Annotated in this window: 24 protein-coding genes; 13 read left to right on the forward strand and 11 right to left on the reverse strand. The window is 68.9% G+C overall.

Annotated elements, in window-relative coordinates:
• Window positions 1-80 precede the first annotated feature (80 nt).
• From ACFPJ1_RS36430 to ACFPJ1_RS36440, 3 genes are all read left to right on the forward strand, one after another.
• On the forward strand, window positions 81-911 hold the full coding sequence (locus ACFPJ1_RS36430) for an NUDIX hydrolase (protein WP_380110859.1): 831 nt from the start codon (window positions 81-83) through the stop codon (window positions 909-911).
• Window positions 908-1699 (forward strand): MBL fold metallo-hydrolase, encoded by a 792-nt coding sequence (locus ACFPJ1_RS36435; RefSeq protein ID WP_380110860.1) that lies wholly within the window; start codon window positions 908-910, stop codon window positions 1697-1699. The genes ACFPJ1_RS36430 and ACFPJ1_RS36435 overlap by 4 nt, the downstream gene beginning before the upstream one ends.
• Window positions 1700-2223: 524 nt before the next feature.
• Entirely contained in the window at window positions 2224-3192 is a 969-nt protein-coding gene (locus tag ACFPJ1_RS36440) for a type IV toxin-antitoxin system AbiEi family antitoxin domain-containing protein (protein WP_380110861.1), read from the forward strand.
• Window positions 3193-3321: 129 nt separating this feature from the next.
• Here ACFPJ1_RS36440 and ACFPJ1_RS36445 read toward each other — a convergent pair whose 3' ends face one another.
• Window positions 3322-3999, reverse strand: a complete 678-nt coding sequence (locus ACFPJ1_RS36445) for a Crp/Fnr family transcriptional regulator (RefSeq protein ID WP_380110862.1) — start codon at window positions 3997-3999, stop codon at window positions 3322-3324.
• 135 nt (window positions 4000-4134) lie between these two features.
• On the opposite strand from ACFPJ1_RS36445, the gene nth reads away from it, so the two are divergent.
• From nth to ACFPJ1_RS36470, 5 genes are all read left to right on the forward strand, one after another.
• Window positions 4135-4920 carry an endonuclease III gene (gene nth, locus ACFPJ1_RS36450; protein ID WP_380110863.1) on the forward strand — a complete coding sequence of 262 codons (786 nt, stop codon included), beginning with the start codon at window positions 4135-4137 and terminating at the stop codon, window positions 4918-4920.
• Window positions 4917-5597: a TlpA family protein disulfide reductase gene (locus ACFPJ1_RS36455; RefSeq protein ID WP_380110864.1), complete on the forward strand. Its 681-nt coding sequence runs from the start codon at window positions 4917-4919 to the stop codon at window positions 5595-5597. The genes nth and ACFPJ1_RS36455 overlap by 4 nt, the downstream gene beginning before the upstream one ends.
• Window positions 5594-6376 (forward strand): NUDIX hydrolase, encoded by a 783-nt coding sequence (locus tag ACFPJ1_RS36460; RefSeq protein ID WP_380110865.1) that lies wholly within the window; start codon window positions 5594-5596, stop codon window positions 6374-6376. The genes ACFPJ1_RS36455 and ACFPJ1_RS36460 overlap by 4 nt, the downstream gene beginning before the upstream one ends.
• The gene (locus ACFPJ1_RS36465) at window positions 6373-7545 is read left to right on the forward strand and encodes a MarP family serine protease (RefSeq protein WP_380110866.1); all 1173 of its coding nucleotides are present in this window, start codon (window positions 6373-6375) and stop codon (window positions 7543-7545) included. The genes ACFPJ1_RS36460 and ACFPJ1_RS36465 overlap by 4 nt, the downstream gene beginning before the upstream one ends.
• 237 nt (window positions 7546-7782) lie before the next feature.
• Entirely contained in the window at window positions 7783-8493 is a 711-nt protein-coding gene (locus ACFPJ1_RS36470; protein WP_380110867.1) for an ANTAR domain-containing protein, read from the forward strand.
• On the opposite strand, the gene ACFPJ1_RS36475 is transcribed toward ACFPJ1_RS36470, so the two are convergent.
• From ACFPJ1_RS36475 to ACFPJ1_RS36490, 4 genes are all read right to left on the reverse strand, one after another.
• On the reverse strand, window positions 8458-9369 hold the full coding sequence (locus ACFPJ1_RS36475) for an alpha/beta fold hydrolase (protein WP_380110868.1): 912 nt from the start codon (window positions 9367-9369) through the stop codon (window positions 8458-8460). The two genes, ACFPJ1_RS36470 and ACFPJ1_RS36475, sit on opposite strands and share 36 nt — an antisense overlap.
• A gap of 29 nt (window positions 9370-9398) precedes the next feature.
• Window positions 9399-9797: a phage holin family protein gene (locus ACFPJ1_RS36480; RefSeq protein WP_380110869.1), complete on the reverse strand. Its 399-nt coding sequence runs from the start codon at window positions 9795-9797 to the stop codon at window positions 9399-9401.
• A gap of 55 nt (window positions 9798-9852) precedes the next feature.
• Entirely contained in the window at window positions 9853-11058 is a 1206-nt protein-coding gene (gene nhaA / locus ACFPJ1_RS36485) for a Na+/H+ antiporter NhaA (protein WP_380110870.1), read from the reverse strand.
• A gap of 99 nt (window positions 11059-11157) precedes the next feature.
• The gene (locus tag ACFPJ1_RS36490) at window positions 11158-11835 is read right to left on the reverse strand and encodes a haloacid dehalogenase type II (RefSeq protein ID WP_380110871.1); all 678 of its coding nucleotides are present in this window, start codon (window positions 11833-11835) and stop codon (window positions 11158-11160) included.
• Between the two features lie 51 nt (window positions 11836-11886).
• Between ACFPJ1_RS36490 and ACFPJ1_RS36495 the strand changes: the two genes are divergently transcribed.
• Window positions 11887-12468: a TetR/AcrR family transcriptional regulator gene (locus tag ACFPJ1_RS36495; protein WP_380110872.1), complete on the forward strand. Its 582-nt coding sequence runs from the start codon at window positions 11887-11889 to the stop codon at window positions 12466-12468.
• A gap of 1 nt (window position 12469) precedes the next feature.
• Here ACFPJ1_RS36495 and ACFPJ1_RS36500 read toward each other — a convergent pair whose 3' ends face one another.
• A complete protein-coding gene (locus ACFPJ1_RS36500) occupies window positions 12470-13417 on the reverse strand; it encodes a glutathione S-transferase family protein (protein ID WP_380110873.1) in 948 nt (315 codons plus the stop codon).
• Window positions 13418-13583: 166 nt separating this feature from the next.
• Between ACFPJ1_RS36500 and ACFPJ1_RS36505 the strand changes: the two genes are divergently transcribed.
• Window positions 13584-14342, forward strand: a complete 759-nt coding sequence (locus ACFPJ1_RS36505; protein WP_380110874.1) for a GntR family transcriptional regulator — start codon at window positions 13584-13586, stop codon at window positions 14340-14342.
• Window positions 14343-14551: 209 nt separating this feature from the next.
• Here the strand turns inward: ACFPJ1_RS36505 and ACFPJ1_RS36510 are convergent, their stop codons facing one another.
• On the reverse strand, window positions 14552-14992 hold the full coding sequence (locus tag ACFPJ1_RS36510) for a hypothetical protein (RefSeq protein WP_380110875.1): 441 nt from the start codon (window positions 14990-14992) through the stop codon (window positions 14552-14554).
• A gap of 88 nt (window positions 14993-15080) precedes the next feature.
• Window positions 15081-17015, reverse strand: coding sequence for an acetate--CoA ligase (gene acs, locus ACFPJ1_RS36515; protein WP_380110890.1), 1935 nt, complete (start codon window positions 17013-17015; stop codon window positions 15081-15083).
• Between the two features lie 265 nt (window positions 17016-17280).
• Here acs and ACFPJ1_RS36520 point away from each other — a divergent pair, with 265 nt between their 5' ends.
• Entirely contained in the window at window positions 17281-17439 is a 159-nt protein-coding gene (locus ACFPJ1_RS36520) for a hypothetical protein (RefSeq protein ID WP_380110876.1), read from the forward strand.
• A 6-nt stretch (window positions 17440-17445) separates the two neighbouring features.
• Here the strand turns inward: ACFPJ1_RS36520 and ACFPJ1_RS36525 are convergent, their stop codons facing one another.
• The 3 genes from ACFPJ1_RS36525 to ACFPJ1_RS36535 all read right to left on the reverse strand — a co-directional run bounded on the left by ACFPJ1_RS36525 (window position 17446) and on the right by ACFPJ1_RS36535 (window position 19591).
• A complete protein-coding gene (locus ACFPJ1_RS36525) occupies window positions 17446-18645 on the reverse strand; it encodes a Fic family protein (RefSeq protein ID WP_380110877.1) in 1200 nt (399 codons plus the stop codon).
• Window positions 18646-18751: 106 nt separating this feature from the next.
• Window positions 18752-19201 carry a MarR family winged helix-turn-helix transcriptional regulator gene (locus ACFPJ1_RS36530; RefSeq protein WP_380110878.1) on the reverse strand — a complete coding sequence of 150 codons (450 nt, stop codon included), beginning with the start codon at window positions 19199-19201 and terminating at the stop codon, window positions 18752-18754.
• A gap of 36 nt (window positions 19202-19237) precedes the next feature.
• Entirely contained in the window at window positions 19238-19591 is a 354-nt protein-coding gene (locus tag ACFPJ1_RS36535; protein ID WP_380110879.1) for a winged helix-turn-helix transcriptional regulator, read from the reverse strand.
• A gap of 82 nt (window positions 19592-19673) precedes the next feature.
• Between ACFPJ1_RS36535 and ACFPJ1_RS36540 the strand changes: the two genes are divergently transcribed.
• Together ACFPJ1_RS36540 and ACFPJ1_RS36545 are read left to right on the forward strand one after the other, a co-directional pair.
• Window positions 19674-20018, forward strand: a complete 345-nt coding sequence (locus ACFPJ1_RS36540) for an NAD(P)H-binding protein (protein ID WP_380110880.1) — start codon at window positions 19674-19676, stop codon at window positions 20016-20018.
• Complete coding sequence (locus tag ACFPJ1_RS36545) at window positions 19928-20290, forward strand: NAD(P)-dependent oxidoreductase (RefSeq protein ID WP_380110881.1); 363 nt, start codon at window positions 19928-19930, stop codon at window positions 20288-20290. Before ACFPJ1_RS36540 ends, ACFPJ1_RS36545 begins: the two co-directional genes overlap by 91 nt.
• Window positions 20291-20311 lie beyond the last annotated feature (21 nt).

The raw sequence follows: 20311 nt of genomic DNA on the forward strand, positions 1-20311 counted from the left end.
TCTTGTTCTCCGCCCGGAGGGCGGGGTGCCAGGGGCGCGCAGCGTGTGGGTGGGCAGCGGCTCAGCGATTTGGAGGTTTGGTGGTTCGGGATCTGAAGGCGCAGTTGCTGTCCGGGCGGATGGCGGCGGAGGCGTTGTCGTTCGTGCGGGAAGGCCGGGAGGCGGCCGAGCCGCGCCCCGCTTCGACGGTGATCCTGCTGCGCGACACCTCCGAAGGCCCTGAGCTCTATCTGCTCCGGCGGCAGCAGTCGATGGCGTTCGCGGCGGGGATGACCGTGTTCCCCGGCGGCCGGGTGGATCCGACCGACTCGTCGATCGCGGATTCGTGGTCCGGACCGTCGCCCGAGTGGTTCGGGGAGCGCCTCGGTTGCTCCGCGGAGACCGCCGCCGCGTACGTCGCGGCCGCAGTACGGGAGACCTTCGAGGAGTCCGGCGTACTCCTGGCCGGCCCGTCGACCGAGTCCGTCGTCGGCGACACCACCGGCGACGACTGGGAGGCCGACCGGGTCGCGCTGGAGTCCCGCGAGCTCGGTTTCGCCGACTTCCTGCACCGACGTGGCCTCGTACTGCGGGCCGACCTGCTCGGCGTCTGGGCACACTGGATCACCCCCGAGTTCGAGCCGCGGCGCTACGACACCCGGTTCTTCGTCGCCGCGCTCCCCGAGGGCCAGGTGACCCGCGACGTGACGAGCGAGTCCGACCAGGTCGCGTGGCTCCACCCGGCCGACGCGGTCCAGGCGGTCGAGGCCGGCGAGATGCTGATGCTCCCGCCGACGTACCTGTGCTGCCGCGACCTGATCCCGTACGACGCTGTCGCCGACGTGCTGGCGGCGTCCACCGAGCGCGAGGTCCGGCCGATCCTCCCGACCGTCCGGGTGGAGAACGACCAGGCCTACCTGGAGACCACATGACAGTCGAGGCAGTCACCCCGTACGCGTCCCGGGTCCTCGCGGCCAACCCCGGCCCGATGACCCTGGACGGCACGAACACCTGGATCCTCCGGGCACCCGAGTCCGACACCGCCGTCGTGGTGGACCCCGGGCCGATGCTCGAGGAACACCTCCGCGCCGTGCTCGACGCAGTCGCGCAGTACGGGTGCACTGTGTCGATGGTGCTGCTGACGCACGGGCACTTCGACCACTCCGAAGGCGCCGCGTGGTTCGCCCAGCGGGCCAACAGCGCGGTGCGGTCGGTGGACCCGGCGTTCCGGATTCCGACCGACCACGCGCACGGGCTCGCCGAGGGCGACGTGATCACCTCCGGCGAGTTGCGGATCGAAGTACTGCCGACGCCCGGGCACACGATGGACTCGGTCTGCTTCTGGCTCCCGCAGGACGGCTCCCTGCTGACCGGCGACACCGTGCTCGGCCGCGGTACCTCGGTGGTCGCCCACCCGGACGGTGCCCTCGGCCCCTACCTCGAGTCGCTGGAAAGCCTCCGCGCCTTCGCCAACTCCCCAGCCGGCGTAGACCGCCTACTCCCAGGCCACGGCCCGGTCATCGACGACCCCAGCGCCGTCCTCACCTTCTACCTAGAGCACCGCCACGAACGCCTGACCCAAGTCCGCGAAGCCGTCGCCGCCGGCCACACCACCCCGGAAGCCATCGTGGAGCACGTCTACGCCGACGTCCCCCACCCCCTCTGGCCCGCCGCCGAACGCTCAGTCCAAGCCCAACTCGCCTACCTCCAGTCGCACTAGCCCCCAACGCCGACCTGCCCCCTCATCGGGGTCACTCCCCCCGCTCGGCGGGGTTAGCCCCTTCGGACGGGGTTCTCCCACTGCCCGCCCGGTGGGCAAACCCCGCGCCCGGGGGCGAACCCCGCGCCCACTGGGCGAACCCCGCGCCCACTGGGCGAACCGCGCGCCCGGGGGCGAACCCCGCGCCGGTGGGCGAACCCCCCCGCGCCGGTGGGCGAACCCCCCCGCCCGGTGGGCGAACCGCGCGCCCGGGGGCGAACCCCGCGCCGGTGGGCGAACCCCCCCGCCCGGTGGGCGAACCGCGCGCCCGGGGGCGAACCCCGCGCCGGTGGGCGAACCCCCCGCCCGGTGGGCGAACCCCGCGCCCCGGGGCGAACCCCCGCCCGTTGGGCGAACCCCGCGCCCGGTGGGCGAACCTCGTGGGGCGGGAGAGCGAAGTACTCCGTCTGCGGCGTTCGGAGTGGTTGTCCACAGGGTTTGGAAAGGCTGCGGACAAGCCTTGGGAGTGCGGCAAGTTCTGGAGTATGAACCCAAAGCTTCGGCGCCGCGCTGCACGGCACGGCGGTACTTTCTCCCGTCAGGATGCCGTCGAGTCCGGATACACAGTCAGCCAGGTCCGCGAGCGTCTCCGGGACGGCCGCTGGATCTTGCTTCGAAGGGGCTTCTATGCGGAGCGGTCCGACTCGACCGACAGACCGCCCTGGGAGCGGGAGACGGAGGCGCACCGGCTCGCCGTTCATGCTGCGGCGCGGGCACTCGCCGGTAGTGCGGTGGTGATCAGCCATCAGTCGGCAGTGGTTCTGCACGGCCTGTCGTCTTGGGGGCTCGATCCGGACCTCGTTCACGTGACCCGCACGGATCGCGGGCACGGACGCATCCTCGCAGGCACGAGTCACCATGTGGGCGAGTTGCCGGCGAGCGCGGTCACCTCGGCGGAGGGCTTGCCCGCGACCACGGTCGCGAGGGCGATCATCGAGACTTCCTGCGCGGCGCGGTACGAAGCGGCGGTTGTGCTCTGCGACAGCGGATTGCGGAGCGGTCTGGTGACGAGGACCGATCTGACGGAAACGCTTGGCCAGATGAGTGGCTGGCCCGGCACCGGTACTCCGCTCGCGGCCGTCGCCTTTGCCGACGAGCGGTTGGAGTCCGTCGGTGAAACCCGACTCAGGGTGTTGCTGGATACTCACGGGCTGCCCGCACCGGATCTGCAGGTCCCGTTCGGCACCGGGCCGAACGAGGTACTGGCCCGGGTGGACTTCTTCTTCCGGGAGTATCAGGTGGTGGTCGAGTTCGACGGGATGCTCAAGTACCGCGATGACGCCGTCGGCGCTGTCGTCCGCGAGAAGCATCGCGAGGACCGGCTGCGCTCGGCGGGTGTCCTGGTCGTCCGGGTGGCCTGGGACGACCTCGATCAGCCCGAGCGTGTGGTGCACCGAATCCGCCAGGCTTTCGCCCGGGCCGAGCGCGCGGGGATGAGGCGGGTCCACCCCTGAGCGCGGGGTTAGCCCACTGCTCTGACAGTGGGCTAACTCTTCAAACAGGGGTTAACCCGCCCGGAGTCCTCGCGGAGCGCCGTCGAGGCCAGCCGGCGGGGCCAGCTGGCGGGGGTTAGCGGGCGAGGGCTAGCGGGCGCGGCGTTGGAGGCGCTCTATGTCCAGGAGTACTACGGAGCGGGGTTCTAGGCGGACCCAGCCTCGGGAGGCGAAGTCGGCGAGGGCCTTGTTGACGGTTTCGCGGGAGGCGCCGACCAGTTGGGCGAGCTCCTCCTGGGTGAGGTCGTGGTGGACGTGGACGCCGTCGTCGGCGGTGCGGCCGAAGCGGCTGGCCAGGTCGAGCAGGGCCTTGGCTACGCGGCCCGGTACGTCGGAGAAGACCAGGTCGGCCACCACGTCGGAAACCTTGCGGAGCCGTGACGCGAGCTGCAGGAGCAGGCCGCGGGCCACCTCGGGACGGCCGGCCAGCCAGCGGAGCAGTTCGTCGTGGGTCAGCGACATCATCGAGGCGTCGGTGACGGCCGTGACGGTGGCGGAGCGCGGTCCTGGATCGAACAGGGACAGCTCGCCGAACATCTGGCCGGGGCCGAGCACGGCGATCAGGTTCTCCCGGCCGTCCGCGGAGGTGCGGCCGAGCTTGACCTTGCCCTCGACGACGACGAACAGCCGGTCGCCGGAGTCGCCCTCGTGGAACAGCACCTGGCCGCGGCGCAGCCTGCTCTCCGTCATCGAGGCGGTCAGCGCTTCGGCTGCCTCGTCGTCGAGCTGACTGAACAGCGGTGCCTGTCGGAGCACTGCGGCGTCCACGAATGGGCCTCCTCGGACCTTTGACCACAAGCCTTCGAAGGGGCTGCGAGCCCCCTCGGCACCGGGCCGTTTACACCCGGTTGCCCCAAAACCGTAGCCCCTCGGGTGTCGGGACCGCCACGTAGGCTGGCCTGCATGCCCACCCAGCGTGTCGCGGCGCCCGTCCAGGCGTCCCTCGGAACCAGCCCGTCGGTGCCGGTGAAACTGCCGCGGAAGGCCCCGGTCTTCACCGACGAGACTCACACCCAGCTCGTCCGCCGGGCCCGGAAGATGCACAAGGTGCTCACCGAGACATATCCGGACGCTCACACCGAGCTGGACTTCACCACCCCGCTCGAGCTCCTGGTCGCCACCATCCTGTCGGCCCAGACCACCGACGTGACGGTCAACAAGATCACCCCGACCCTGTTCGCGAGGTATCCCGACGCCAGGGCGTACGCGGAGGCCGACCGCGAGGAGCTGGAGGCGATCCTCAAGCCCACCGGGTTCTTCCGGGCCAAGACGAACAGCCTGATGAAGCTCGGCCAGGCCCTGGTCGACGACTACGACGGGATCGTTCCGGCCAAGCTGGAGGAGCTCGTCAAGCTCCCGGGCACCGGCCGGAAGACGGCGAACGTGGTGCTCGGCAACGCCTTCGGGGTCCCCGGCATCACCGTCGACACCCACTTCGGCCGGCTGGTCCGCCGGTTCGGCTGGACCGAGGAGACCGACCCGGTCAAGGTCGAGCACATCATCGGCGACCTGTTCCCGAAGAAGGACTGGACGATGTTGTCGCATCGGCTGATCTTCCACGGCCGCCGTCGCTGCCACGCCAAGAAGCCCGCCTGCGGTGCCTGCCCGATCGCCCAGTGGTGCCCCTCCTTCGGCACCGGCCCGACCGACCCGGAGCTCGCCGCGAAGCTGGTGAAGGTCCCCGCGTGACCCTCCCATCGCCCCGCACTGCGCTCCGCCGCGCCGCGCTCATAGCCGCGGTGCCGCGTTGGAAGGCGCGTGCTGGAGCGCAGGTGTGGGTGCTTGCGGTGGTGGTTGTGATGGGTTTGCTGGCGGCCTGTGGGCCGGGGCAGAGCGGGGCCGGTGCTGGGGACCAGCCCTCGGGCGGCGAGTCGCAGAGCCGGAGCATCGCCGGCGCCGACAAGCTGACCGCCTGCCCGAGTGTTCCATCGCGGCCGCCAGTGGCGAATGCGCTGCCCGACATCAGCCTGCCCTGCCTCGGCAAAGGCCCGGACGTGCGGTTGTCGGCCCTGCGCGGACCCATGGTGGTCAACGTGTGGGCGCAGTGGTGCGGTCCGTGCCGCAACGAGGCTCCCTATCTGGCCGAGCTGAAGAAGAAGGCCGGGGACAAGATCCAGCTGCTCGGGATCGACTACGCCGATCCGCGGCCCGAGCTCGCGGTGAAGTTCGCGACCGAGCAGCAGTGGGACTACCCGCACGTCGTCGACGACGAGAAGACGACCCAGCAGGCCCTCAAGATCGCCGGCCCGCCGCTGACGGCTTTCGTCGACCAGGACGGCGCTGTCGTTTACATCCATCGCGGCGAGCTGACCTCGCAGCAGCAGCTGGACCAGTTGGTGCGGGAGAAGCTGGGGGTGACCTGGTGAAGACCAGCGCGACCTTCGACGTCGAGCTGCCGGACTGGCTGCACCCGCTGGCGATGGCGTCCAAGCAGGTCGACCCGGAGGAGCTGTCCCGCTTCGTCCCGCCGGACGACCCGGAGATCCGGCAGTCCGCAGTACTGATCCTGCTTGCTGATGGCAATGATGATGATGCCGGTGGCAACGGCCCGGACGTGTTGCTGACCGAGCGATCCTGGACGTTGCGGTCGCACGCCGGGCAGATGGCGTTCCCGGGCGGCCGGGCCGACGAGGGCGACGGTACCGGCGTCGACGGGATGGTCCGGACCGCGCTGCGCGAGGCGGAGGAGGAGACCGGGCTGAATCCGGCCGGGGTCGAGGTGTTCGCCGTCTGGCCGTCGCTCTGGGTGCCGGTGAGCAACTTCGGCGTCGCGCCGGTGCTGGGCTGGTGGCGCGAGCCCTCGCCTGTCGCGGTGGTCGATCCCGCCGAGGTGGCCTCGGTGCACCGGGTGTCCATCGCGGCGCTGACCGACCCGGCCAACCGGATCAGTTGCCTCCATCCCTCCGGTTTCACCGGTCCCGCGTTCACCATCGGTGACCTCTACATCTGGGGCTTCACCGCCGGTCTGCTCGACAAATTGCTGACGCTGGGCGGCTGGGCGCGGGACTGGGACCCGGCCAACGTCGTACCGTTGCCCGACCGACTGGTCGAGGCGGCCTGGCGGAGTGAAGGCCGGCGGTCGGAGGATGAGCGACGGCTGACGGCCATCGAGCACGATCTGGGGCGTCCGGAGGGTGTGGAGTGAGCGGTCTCGATATCGCGCTGCTGGTGATCACCGGACTCGTGGCGATCTCCGGGTACATCGAGGGGTTCGTCCTCGGTGCCTGCGCGACACTCGGCCTGCTCGCGGGTGCGGCGGTCGGCGTGTACGGCGTACCGCGGGTGCTGGACAACTTCTCGCCCAGCGTCGAGGTGTCCTTCGCCGCCCTGGTCCTGGTCGTCCTGCTCGCGTCGATCGGGCGGACGGTCGGGGCGCTGCTCGGCTCCAAGTTGCGCAACCGGATCTCCTGGAAACCGGTGAAGGCCGTCGACGCGCTGGGTGGCGCCGCCCTGGCCGCGGTCTCGGTCCTGGTCGTGTCGTGGGTGCTCGGTGTCGCGGTGAGCGGTGCCCGGATCCCGAGTGTCACCTCGGCGGTTCGCGGGTCGCAGGTGCTGGCGAAGGTCGACGAGGCGCTGCCGGGTGGTGCGGACCGGGCGCTGCAGGCGTTCAACGACGTGGTCAACACCGACCTGTTCCCGCGGTTCCTCGATCCGTTCGTGCCGGAGCGGATCCGCGAGACCCAGCCGCCAGACAGCACGATCGCCCGGCAGACCGCGGTCCGTGACGCGTACAGCCGGATCGCCAAGATCACCGGTGTCGCCAACTGTTCCCGCGGCCTCGAGGGCAGCGGGTTCGTGTACGCACCCCAGCGGGTGATGACGAACGCGCACGTGGTGGCCGGCGTCAGCAACCCCAAGGTGCAGGTCAACGGCCGCTCCTACAGCGGGACCGTCGTGCTGTTCGACCCCAGCGTGGACGTCGCCGTGCTCTACGTGCCCGAGCTGAACACCAAGCCGCTGAGCTTCGACCCGGAGGGCAAGGCGGATGCGGCAGCGGTCGTGCTCGGCTACCCGGAGAACGGCCCGTTCGACTCCGAGCCGGCCCGGATCCGGTCCGAGGAACGCCTCCGCGGTCCGGACATCTACGGCGACAAGACGGTGACCCGGCGAGCCTTCTCGATCTGGGCCCAGGTCCGCCCGGGCAACTCCGGCGGTCCGTTGCTCTCGTCGAAGGGCAAGGTCTACGGCGTGGTCTTCGCGGCCTCGGTCGAGGACAACCGCACCGGCTACGTGCTGACCGCCGAGCAGGTGGCCGACGACGCCGCCACCGGCGCCCGGGCCACCCAGGAAGTCTCCACCCGCAGCTGCACCTGACGCCGGGACTCTCGTTCCTGATGCGGTGAGCACGGAGGTTGCAGGAAAGAGCCTCGGTCGCTCACTGTCAGTTGTCTGCCCGCGGTCCTGAGAATTCCTTGCGCTGGTGGCTTGACTATTGGGCAGTTATAGCGACAATTTTCCTGCAGGCACCACTGCTGAAAACCTGTCCTCGTCATCGTAGATATCCGCGTCGCCCCGCGCGGACCGAGCGGAGATCCGGAGGTGGCCGCGAGCATGACCGAGTACCCGGTCGAGACCGCTGCGACGTTCGCGCGGTTGGCCTTGGAGCTGCACCAGGAGGACGGGGTCGAGGAGACGATCGACGCCGTCGCGCAGTTCGCTCTCAAGGCGGTCAACTGCACCCAGGCCGGCATCGTGCTCGCGGGGCGGAGCGGCCGGCTCGACCTCGGGGCGACCACCGACCCGGCCGTCGAGAAGGCCGACCTGCTGCAACTCGAGCTCGGCCAAGGGCCGGCCCCGACGATCGTGGCGGACCGCGAGGCCGTGATCATGGTGGCGGACCTGGCGGCAGACGATCGCTGGCCCTTGTGGTCGGGTGCGGTCGCCGATCTCGGACTGCGGAGTGTGCTGGCGGTCCGGCTGCAGGCGCACGACAAGACCGTCGGGGTGCTGGAACTGTTCAACAGCGAGCCGTTCGCCTTCGATGAGGACGACATCGCCGTCGCCCACATCCTGGCGCGGCACGCGTCCGTCGCGGTCGGGACCGCCCGGCAGGAGGAGACCCTCTGGCAGGCGATCGACGCGCGCAAGCTGATCGGGCAGGCGCAGGGGATCCTGATGGAGCGGTTCGGCCTCGACGGCGACCGCGCCTTCGCAGTACTGCAGCGCTACTCGCAGGACAACAACGTCAAGCTGCGCGAGGTCGCCCGCCGGCTGGTCGACACCGGCTCACTCCCCAAGGGAGGCAAGCCAGTCCAGCAGTAGTGCGTTGAGGAGTTCAGGTGTCTCCTCGTGCGGGAAGTGCCCCGCACCGGTCAGCACCTGGTGGCGCAGTGGCCCCTCGACGAGCCCAGCCGGGGTGGTCATGCTCGTCGCGTTCACGGCGCCGTCCACCGCTCCATGGACTTGCAGCACCGGTACTGCGATCGGCGTCCGCATGCGAGCGGAGTACCGGCGGCCGTCGGGGCGCAGGCGGGATCGCACGAACCACCGGTGGTATTCCAAGGCGCAGTGCGGCGCGGGCCAGACCTGGAGGGCGGCCCGATAGCGGCGCGAGGCCTCGGCGTCGGGGAAGCTGCCGCCCGGGGCAGACCAGGCCCGGAGCAGCTGCTCGATGTGGATGCCGTCGTGGGCGAGCAGCCGGCGCTCCGGCAGGATCGGCAGCTGGAACCATCCCGCGTGGGCCACGGACTTCAGCTGGCCCGACCGCATCAGCATCAACGGGTGTGGTGCCGACACGGCGGCCACGCCTCGTACCTGCTTGGGTGCGAGCACTGCCGCTGACCACGCGGCGAACCCACCCCAGCCATGTCCGACGATCACCGCATCACCGGCACCGAGTGACCTGATGACCCCGGAGATGTCCGCGGCTGCGGTGAAGGGGTCGTACCCGCGAGGCGTCTTGTCGCTCGCGCCATAGCCGCGCAGGTCCATCGCGACAGCGCGATAGCCGGCCGCGGCGACAACGGGCAACTGATGACGCCAGGCCCACCAGAACTCAGGGAACCCATGCAGGAACAGAACCAGTGGATCGTCCGCCGCTCCACACTCGGCGACGTGGAACCTTGCTCCGTTGGCCGCGACGAGCGAGTGCGACCAAGGTCCGTCGACGAGCAGGTCGGAGACCCCCGCGGGACTCAAGCCACTAGGGCGTCAGGAACCGACACGTCCTAGTCGCCCTTTCCGATCGCCTTGAGCGCCTCGACCGACTCCTTCGAGGTCTCGATCGCGCGCTGCGGGCCCTTCGCCTTGCCGAGCTGCCGCCTGCCGATCAGGATCAGCGCGGCCGCGATCAACAGGTAGGCCACGGCAATGATCAGGAACGCCAGCGCCGGGTGCAACCCGAGCGCGGTCAGCCCGTAGGCCGCGGCGATGGACAGCAGGATGACCGCCAGCAGCGCTAGGAACGCGGCGCCGCCGAACATCCCCGCCCCGGTGCCGGCCGCGACGGCGGTCGACTTCAGCTCGGCCTTGGCCAGCTCGATCTCGCTGCGGACCAGGTTGGACAGGTCCCGGCTGGCATTGGCGACGAGTTGCCCGACAGTGGGCTCATCCTCGGTCTGCCCCATCGACATGGCACTCCTTCCGCGGTTCCGTGACCTGACACTAGCCTGTCCCCACGCCTCAATCGTCGGCATACGCGCGGTTGCGGTGGAAGAGCAGCACCGCGGCGATCAGCGCGGCCAGCAGCGACGCGATCAGGACGGCTGCTTTGGCCCGTTCGATCTGGGCGATGTCGTCGGCGAAGGCGAGCTGGGCGATCAGCAGCGCGACGGTGAACCCGATCCCGGCCAGCACCGAGACCGCGCCGACGTCCCGCCAGGAGAGGTCCGAGTTCAGCTCCGCCCGGGTGAAGCGCGCGGTCAACCAGGACCCGCCGAACACCCCGATGATCTTGCCGAACAGCAGCCCACAGACCACTCCGATCGCGACCGGGTCCGTCAGCATCTCCCGCAACGCGTCCCTGCTCAGGGTGACCCCGGCCGCGAACAACGCGAACACCGGTACTGCGACCCCGGCCGACCACGGCCGCAACCTATGCTCCAGCCGCTCGGCCGGGGACCTCGCCTCACCTTCGTCCGGCAGCACTCGGGTGACGAGCCCGAGTGCCACCCCGGCGATCGTCGCGTGGATGCCCGACTCGTGCATGAACCACCAGGCCCCGAGAACAACCGGCACGTACAGGAACGGAGTACGGAACCGGAATCGCTGCAGTACGGCGAACGCTGCGATCAGGGCCAGCGCCGCCAGCAGCGCGAGCAGATTGAGACCGTGCGAGAAGAACACCGCGATCACCAGGATCGCGCCGAAGTCGTCGACCACCGCGAGGGTGAGCAGGAACGCCCTGAGTGCGCTGGGCAACGAAGAGCCCACGATCGCCAGCACCGCAAGGGCGAACGCGATATCCGTTGCCGTCGGCACCGCCCAGCCGTGCGGCTTGCCGCCCTCCGCGGTCAGGTTGATCACCGCATAGATCAGCGCCGGCACCGCCATCCCGCAGATCGCCGCGACCACCGGAACGACGGCCTCGCTGATCTTCGAGAGCGTGCCGACGACGATCTCGCGCTTGAGCTCCACACCGGCCAGGTAGAAGAACAGGGTCAGCGCGCCGTCCGTCGCCCACTGCTCGACCGTCAGCGGCCCGAGCTGCGCGTCGCGGAGGTGGTGGTACGCGTCTTGCCAGGGGGAGTTCGCCCAGATCAATGCGATCACCGCGGCGCCGACGAGCACCAGACCACCGGTGGTCTCGGCGCGCAGCGTATCCGCGAGGAAGGCGCGCTCGGACCCCAGAATGCGTGGGAAGGCTCGTCGTTTCTGCAGCAACCGCACGGGCGGCCCCCTTCGCTCGGGCGTCTTTGGTCCAGCCGCCGACCAGACTTCCCGGCACCCCAAGCCTCCCGCGCCCAGCGGCCGGCTCTGCCCGCGAGTCTATCGAGCCTCCAACGCCTTCGCGAGCGCCAGGAGATCCGGAACCACCAGATCAGGCGCAAGAAATGCCTCCGGGTACGGCGTGGCGCGCCGGTCCAGGTAGAACCCCTGCAACCCGGCCCTCCGGGCTCCGTCGATGTCCCACGGGTGCACCGCGACCAGCGCCATCCGCTCCACCTCGACTCCGCAGACCGCGGCGGCGTACTGGTACGCCGCGGGGTGTGGCTTCCACCGGCCGGGGGACTCGACGTCCAGGCGGTGCTCGAGCAGCGGTAGGACGCCTGCATCGGCGAACATCCGCTCGGACATCGCCGCGGCCCCGTTGGTCAGGGTGACGAGCCGCACACCCAGGTCGTGGATCTGCTGCAGCCCGGACGCGACATCGGGGTGGACCTGCAGTTCGCCGAATCCAGAGAGCACGCCGCCGATCGTCGCCTCGTCCGAAGCGAGCCCCGCGCCGGCCAGCATCGATCGCAGGACGTCGGCGCCGACCGTGCGAAAGGCGCCGTACGAGCTGGCCGCCGTCAGCGCGAACCCGTCCCGCAAGGTGGCGGCGAACCAGGTGTCCAGGCTGTCGCCGGGCAGACCGGCGCCCTCGAAGCGCGTCCGCAACGACTCCATATCGGACAGCGTCTCGTTCACATCCAGCACCAGAACCTCGGGACGGATTGCGGTCATCGCGGTACACCCCTTATCTTGAACCAGTCGTTCCAAGATAAGGGGTGTCAGGTGCCGGATGTCAAACACTTCGACACGGCCGAGGTGCTGGCCGTGGTGGAGCGGTTGTTCTGGCGGCAAGGGGTGGCAGCGACCGGGATCCAGGACGTCGTCGGCGCGACCGGGCTCAGCCGCTCGAGTCTGTACAACTCCTTCGGTGGCAAGGAGGACCTCTACTTGGCCGCGCTCCAGCGGTATCTCGACCAGCGGTCGCGGCCGATGTTCGACCGGCTGCTCGCGGACGATCGGGGTCTCCCGGCGATCGCGGACTTCTTCGATCGCCTCCTCCGGCTGCGCTGCTCAGGCGAGCACGCCGGCTGGGGTTGCCTGGTCTCGAACGCGCACACCGAGGAGCCGTCCGATGCCACCCGGGCCGTGCTGGACCAGCATCACGCAGGGCTGAGGGCGGCCTTTGCGCACGCCCTGGAGGTTGCTCGGGGCAAGGATCAGCTCAGGCCCGGGACCGACCTCGACGCGACGGCCGAGCTGCTCACGCTGCTCGCCTACGGCGTCAACCTTCGCTCTCGATCAGGGGCATCTCGGGCGACGCTGCGTACCGGAGTACAGGCTGCGCTCGCGTCGTTCGAGCGCTGAGTCAGTCGGTCCACACGCGCGGGTCGGGGCCCTTGGGGATGATGCCGTTCGGGTTGATGGTGTCGTGGGTGCCGTAGTAGTGCCGTTTGATCTGGTCGAAGTCCACCGTCTCGCCGAAGCCGGGCGACTGGTAGAGCCGGCACGCGTACGCCCACAGATTCGGCAGCTCGGTCAGCTTCGACCGGTTGCACTTGAAGTGTCCGTGGTAGACCGCGTCGAAGCGGACGAGCGTGGTGAACAACCGGATGTCGACCTCGCTGAGGGAGTCCCCGAGCAGGTAGTCACGATCCGCCAGCCGCTGCTCGAGCACGTCGAGCCGGGTGAACAGAGCGTCGTACGCCGCCTCGTACGCCTCCTGGCTCTTCGCGAAGCCGCACCTGTAGACGCCGTTGTTCACGTCCGTGTAGATCTCCGCGATCAACTGGTCCAGCTCGTCGCGCTCGGCCGGGATCAGCCGGGGCGCGTCCGGCCGATGGAGGTTCACCCACTCGGTCGAGAGGTCCAGGGTGATCTGCGGGTAGTCGTTCGTGACGACGAGCCCCGTCAAGGTGTCCACGATCGCCGGCACCGTCACCCGCCCGACATACTCCGGGTCGGTGCCGAGGTAGGCCTCGGACAGGTAGCTGATCCCGAGCACCGGGTCCTGGCCGTTCGGGTCGAGGGTGAACCGCCAGCCCTTCTCGTCGCGGATCGGGTCGACGATCGCGAGGCTGATCGCGTCCTCCAGGCCGAGCAACCCGCGCACGATCAGGGCGCGGTGGGCCCACGGGCAGGCGAGGCTCACCACCAGCCGGTACCGGCCCGGTTCGACCGGCCAACGACCCTCGTCGTCAGGCCCCTCGCCGGGAGACGAGGTGGAATCGCGGCTGATCCGGTCGGTGAACCGGTTGCCCTGGCGTACCCATTCACCTGTGGAAGCGTTTTCTTCGACGACCTCTGCGCGGCTCATGTCGTCAAAAGTACTCAGCCTTGATTAGATGGTTGTTGGCCGTGCTGGGGAGCCGGACAGTACTGTCGGGCTCACGGTTCAGTTCGATCGACCAGGAGCACGTTTTTGTCGGCTCGCGACCCCCGGTAACCGGTTTGCCGGGCACATTCCCAGGGATACTGACGCCATGGCCCGCCCAAGGAACAACCCCGGCGACCTCGCCGAGCTCCCCACCGAGCTCCGCAGCGACCGGCCGAAGGGTGACCAGATCCGCGAGATCCTCCAGACCCTCACCCGCAACCTGTCCGCCGGCACCGTGCTGCCGTCCGAGCGGGTGCTGGCCGAGCGGTTCGGGGTCGCCCGGATGACAGTCCGCCAGGAGGTGGACCGGGTCGTTGCCGAAGGCCTCGCGGCCCGCCGCCCCGGTGGCGGCACCTTCGTCGCCGAGCCACGCCCGGCCCGGATGCTCACCTCGTCGTTCAGCCAGGACATGCGCGCCCGCGGCATCGTGCCGGGCGGCAAAGTGCTCGAGCACCGCATCGGCACGGCCGACGAGGCACTGGCCGCGGAGCTGGAAGAACCAGTCGGTACTCCGGTTCTGCACCTGGTCCGCCTCCGCACGGCCGACGGCGAGCCGATGGCGATCGAGCGGACGTTCCTGTCGCTGTCGCGCTACCCGGGCCTCGACGAACTCGACCTGAGCGAGGTCTCCCTGTACGACTCGCTCTCCACCCGCTGGGGCGTAACCCTCGGCATGGTCTCCGCCTCGATCATCGCCGCCCCACCGGACGCGTCCGACTGCGAACTCCTCGGCATCGACGCCACCACCCCGTGCCTCATCATCACGTCAGCGCCCCGCACCGCCTCCGGCGAAGTCATCGAGTTCGGCCGCTCCGTCTACCGCTCCGACCGCTACGACATAACCATCGCCTACCGCGCCACCTGAGGGTTTTCGCAGGGCAGATGCCGTGATCAACTATCCACGCGTACCTGCTGCGCAGTACGTCTCACGCATTCAGGCTGCGCAGCACGTCGGGCGCCTCGCCGCGCTCGGTCAGCGGCGTGACCACCGCTCAGCTCCACCCATACCCCGAACCTACTGGCTTAACAGGCTTGGGAACGCTACTCCGCCGATCCCCTGTAGAACACCTCCAGTCAGAGGTACACGGATGCGACACCCAGGGCGAAGGCCGTGCCGGATAGGGCGAGCATGGTGGTGGCCAGGATGACTAGTTGGCGTTGGAGGGTGGGGCGTTCTGTCGAGGTGGCGAAGACTCGGCGGGGCCAGTGGCGCCAGGAGACGTACCAGAAGATGGCGGTTGCTGTTAGCAACAGGACGGCTTTGACGGCGTGCAGCCACCAGTGCTGGTGATCCAGCAGGAGGAGGATGCCGCCGGTGGCGGCGATGACCGCGATCAGGCCGAGGACCTTCCATCTGTTGCCGGAGGCAATGACTGCGGTGAGTGCCTCGCGGCTGTCCTCGTCCGGGCCGAAGAACTTCCGCAGCTTCGGCTGCACGACGAAGAGCGAGTACGCCATCCCGCCCACCCAGGCAGCGGCGAGCCCGGCATGCACGATCGCGATCACGGCAGTCATCCCCAGATAGTGCCACTCGACCGTGTCTCGAAACGCGAAACAGCCTGTACTCCGGGGCCGGAGTACAGGCTGTTCCTAGCGGTAAGGGTCAGTCCTCGTCGGCCTTGCCAGAGGCGAGGTTGGACTTGATCAGGTCCATCACGGTGGAGTCTGCGAGGGTGGTGACGTCGCCGACCTCGCGGTTCTCGGCCACGTCGCGGAGGAGGCGGCGCATGATCTTGCCGGAGCGGGTCTTGGGGAGTTCGGCGACGACCATGATCTGGCGGGGCTTGGCGATCGGGCCGATCTCCTTGGCGACGTGGTTGCGGAGTTCCTGGACCACGTCCGGACCGCCGTCGCCGGCCTCGGTACGGAGGATGACGAAGGCGGCGATCGCCTGGCCGGTGGTCGGGTCCGAAGCGCCCACGACAGCGGCCTCGGCGACCTTCGGGTGGGAGACCAGGGCCGACTCGATCTCGGTGGTGGACAGCCGGTGGCCCGACACGTTCATCACGTCGTCGACGCGGCCGAGCAGCCACAGGTCGCCGTCCTCGTCCTTCTTGGCGCCGTCGCCCGCGAAGTACAGGCCGGGGAAGCGCGACCAGTACGTCTCCTTGAAGCGCTCGTCGTCGCCCCACAGGGTGCGCAGCATGGCCGGCCACGGCTTGGTCAGCACCAGGTAGCCGCCGGAGCCGTTCGGTACCGGCTTGCCGGCGTCGTCGACCACCTCGGCCGAGACGCCCGGGATCGCCTTCATCGCGGCGCCCGGCTTGCCGGCGGTGACGCCGGGCAGCGGGGAGATCATGTGCATACCGGTCTCGGTCTGCCACCAGGTGTCGACCACCGGCGCCTTGTTACCGCCGATGTTCTCCCGGTACCAGATGTAGGCCTCGGGGTTGATCGGCTCGCCGACCGACCCGATCACCCGCAGCGTCGACAGGTCGAACTTCTCCGGGATCTCCTTGCCCCACTTCATGAAGGTGCGGATCGCGGTCGGAGCGCAGTACAGGATGGAGACCTTGTACTTCTGGATGATCTCCCACCAGCGGCCCTGGTGCGGGGTGTCCGGGGTGCCTTCGTAGAGCACGGAGGTGGTGGCGTTGGCGAGCGCGCCGTACACGATGTAGCTGTGGCCGGTGACCCAGCCGATGTCGGCGGCGGTCCAGTAGATGTCGGTGTCGGCCTTGAGGTCGAAGACGGCCCACTGCGTGTACGCCGTACCCACCAGGTAGCCGCCGGTCGTGTGCAGGATGCCCTTCGGCTTGCCCGTGCTGCCGGACGTGTACATGACGTACAGCGGGTGCTCGGCGTCGAACGCCTCAGGCGTGTGCTCGGGCGACTGCTTGCCGACGAAGTCATCCCACCACAGGTCGCGGCCCTCGACCATCGCAGTCTCCTGGCCGGTGCGCTTCACCACAAGCACGTTGCGCACATCTGGGCAGTCGACCAGCGCGGCATCGACGGCTGGCTTCAACGCGGCCGGAGCGCCTCGGCGGTAGCCGCCGTCGGAGGTGATCACGACGCGGGCGTCGCAGTCCAGGATGCGGCCCTTGAGCGCGTCCGCGGAGAAACCGCCGAAGATGACCGTGTGCGGGGCACCGATCCGGGCGCAGGCGAGCATCGCGACCACGGTCTCGGGGATCATCGGCATGTAGATGGCGACCACGTCACCGGCCTGGACGTTCAGCTCGAGCAGCGCGTTGGCCGCTTTGCTGACCTCGTCCTTCAGTTGCGCGTAGGTGATCTCGCGGGTGTCGCCGGGCTCGCCCTCGAAGTAGTACGCGACCTTGTCGCCGAGGCCGTTCTCCACGTGCCGGTCGACGCAGTTGTACGCCGCGTTCAGCTTGCCGTCGGCGTACCACTTGGCGAAGGGCGGGTTGCTCCAGTCCAGTGTCTGGGTGGGCTCGACGGCCCAACTGAGCCGCTTCGCCTGCTCCGCCCAGAAGCCCTCGAAATCTGCCTCGGCCGCCTCGTACGCGTCCGCCTTCACGTTCGCGTTCGCCGCGAGCTCGGCGGGCGGCTCGAACCGGCGCTCCTCGTGCATCAGGTTCGACAGCGCATCGGACTGGTTGGACTCGGAACTGGTCACGTCGCGGACTCCTCGTTGAGAGCTGCAAGACAGCGGAACACCAGGGGCGCTCCGGTCACCTTTCTACCAACGCCGGACCAGCCGCGGTACTGGTGCATCGCCCAGCCGCCCCCGATCTGCGCCGAACGGCCCCCTTCGTGAACAGGATCACAGCGGGAACCAGGCCGCCCTGCGCCGCATCGGAGCACTTGTCCGCCAGCGAGACAGAGGAGAACTCGTGATGCACGCCGCGACCGCGCAGTACCCGTCCACCCCGACGGACCAGGCCGAGGCGCCCCGCAAGATCTCCCGCGCCGCCCGCCGCCGCGTCCATGCCCGCGAACGCCGCGTCCGCCGTACCCAGCGGTCTCTCCGCGCTCAACTCCCCACCGCGTGGTGACTCGGTCTAGCCTCGCCGGCCGGCCCTGGCAGCGAACCCGTCCAGAGCGGACAACACCTCAGGCACCTGCCACAGCCGATTCCGCTTCCTGTCACTGAACTCCTTGATCACACCCGCGTCCTCGAGTTGCCGGAGAGCGAGGTTGGCGTTGGGGCCGCTGACTCCGAGCTCCCGCTGAACCAGCGACGAGTCCACGACAGGCTGTCTGAGGATGAGTTCGAGAATCCCCCAGACGGCGGCGTCCCGTCGGGCAGTGATCTTTTCGATCCAGCGTTCCCGAGCGTCACTGAGGTCGGCCACCAGTTCGCGGCCGTTCGTGATCGCCGAGAAACTTGCTTCGGCCATCAGGGTGACGATGACGTCCGGATCGCCGGCCCGGAAGGCGGTCAGGGCATCGAAATAGCCAGTCGTGTCGGTCAGCAGGCCGGCCGAGACCGGCACTGTCACGTTGCGCGTGACACCCTTTCGCCGGAGGAGGGAATGCACCAGGGCCCGCCCCGTGCGTCCGTTGCCGTCCGGGAACGGATGGATGGTCTCGAACTGCGCATGGACCAAGGCTGCATGGACCAGGGCAGGCAGGTCGTCCCGTTGCGCGAAGGCGATCAGGTCGGCCATGGCTTCCGGCACTCTGTCCGCATGTGGTGGCACGAAGTCGGCCTGGTGCGGCCCGTAGTCGCTACCCCCGATCCAGACCTGGTCGGTTCGCCACCTGCCGGTGATCTCAGGCCGTTGCTCGATCATCAATGCGGTGTGCATGGCGAGGATCGCTTGCTCGTCGATCCGATCGGCGAGCTCGATCGCAGCCTTCATGGCATGCACGTTGGCCACGATCTCGGCCGAGTTCTGCCGCTTGTCACTGCCGAGCTCGGCCAAGGCGATCGATCGTGCGCTGGAGGTCAGGTTCTCGATCTTCGACGAAGAAGCGGACTCGGATCGCAGCAGGATCGCGGCGAAGGGTGCGACTTCGTTCCCCAGTTCGGCGTCGAAGCGGGCGATGTCGGACGAAGCTTCGTCGGCGAGCGCCAGTGTCCTGCCTGGCAGATCTATCTCGAGTTCGGCGATCTTTGGGGTGATCGCAGCCGTGTACGGTCCCGCATGCCGTGCGCGGACAGAGCGAGAGACAAGGTCATCGGGGATCTTTGAGACCCAGGGATAGGTCTCCCAGCCGAGCCGCGGCCATCTTTCGCTGCTCTCTTCCGATGCCATAGAGCTAGCTTAGCATCGGATACTTGATTATCCGTTCTTAAGATCTTTCCTAAGATCGGATTTACTGAGGAGCGTTCCCAAGAGACTTGCTAGCGATCGGATCGACTCAGCTTCCCGTATGGTGGCCCAGGACCTTCGCCAGGAGAGCTGTCAGTTGGTCGCGTTCCGCGGAAGAGAGCGGGGCGAAGATGGCGGATTGGGCTTCTTGGACGAGGTCGTCGAGCCGGCTGTGTTGACGGCGGCCGGCGGCGGTGATGGTGATGATGTTGCGGCGGCCGTCTCCGGGGTCGGGGGAGCGTTCGACGTAGCCGTCCGTCGCGAGTTCGTTGATCGCGGCCACTACGTCGCTGCGGTCGATGCCGGTACGGCGGCCGAGTGACGCCTGGCTCGCGGGTCCGAACTCAGCAAGGGTCGCCAGCAGCCGGTAGTGGTATCCGCGGGCGTTCCCCGCGGCGAACGCCTCTCCCACGATCCGCTGGGCGTGCATCGCGCTCTGCGTGAGCAGCCAGCTCGGCGTCTTCAGCAGCGCGCTCGGGGCCAGTTCGTCATCCACCACTCCGCGAGTCTAGCCATCCGTTGGCCACCCCCACGATCAGGCTTCGCGGGCGTCGAGGAGTTCGTCCCAGTGGTCGGCGGCCCACTCGCAGGCGATCCGCATCGGTTCGAGCATGCTCCGCCCGAGCGGCGTCAGCTCATAGACAACGCGCCGCACCGGTACGGCGTACTCCGTGCGCCGGACGAGTCCATCCCGCTCCAGCGAGCGCAGGGACTGCGTCAGCACCTTCGGGGTGACCCGGTGCAGCGGCACCCGGAGTTCGGAGTACCGGCGGGGGCCGTCTTCCAGGCAGCGGATCACCAGGCCGGCCCACTTGTCACCGCCGAAGCGGATCGGGTTCAGCGAGGACGGGCAGATCTCGTCGAACAGGTCCGGCCGCAACGGTTCCATCCCGCCAGGGTAGTGAGTATCCGGGTGGTAACCAGGTCTCCGCCTACCTTCGGCCGCAACAACCAACCGAAGGGGATGAGAGATGGGCAGGGTACTGGTGTTCGGCGCAGGTGGGCGAGCAGGCCGAGCGGCTGTCGAGGAGGCGAAACGCCGCGGCCACGAGGTGACGGCTGCGATGCGAAACCCCAGCAAGTACGCCGATCTGGCCGGCGTCGCCGCTGACATCACGGATGCCGAGCGGATCGCCGAACTCGCCGCCGGGCAGGACGCCGTCATCGCGGCCGTGTACGACGGCGGCGCGGATCCGGCGGAGTTTACCCGAAGGCGGCCACGGCGTTGGCGAACGGCCTCGCCAAGGCAGGAGTGTCCCGGCTGGTCTGGGTGGGCCTGGCCTCGCTCGTCGCCACCGAGGACGGAACACCGCTGATGGATACGCCGGGCTATCCCCAGGAGTACCGGGGCTTCTTCCTTGCCCACGCGGCGGCGGTCGAGGTGTTCGCGAACTCCGAACTGGACTGGGTGTCGATCGCCCCGGCCGGCGACTTCGAGCACGAGAACCCCGAGCGTACGGGGACCTATCGCGTCGTACCTGCGTCCGCCGACAGTCGGATCTCATACGCCGACCTCGCGCTCGCCCTGATCGACGAGATCGACGAACCGCGGCACCACCAGGCCCTCCTAGGTATCGCTCCTGAATGAGCTTGATCACTCGGTGGCCTG

The organism is Kribbella qitaiheensis (genome assembly GCF_042657745.1).
Taxonomy (GTDB): Bacteria; Actinomycetota; Actinomycetes; order Propionibacteriales; family Kribbellaceae; genus Kribbella; species Kribbella qitaiheensis.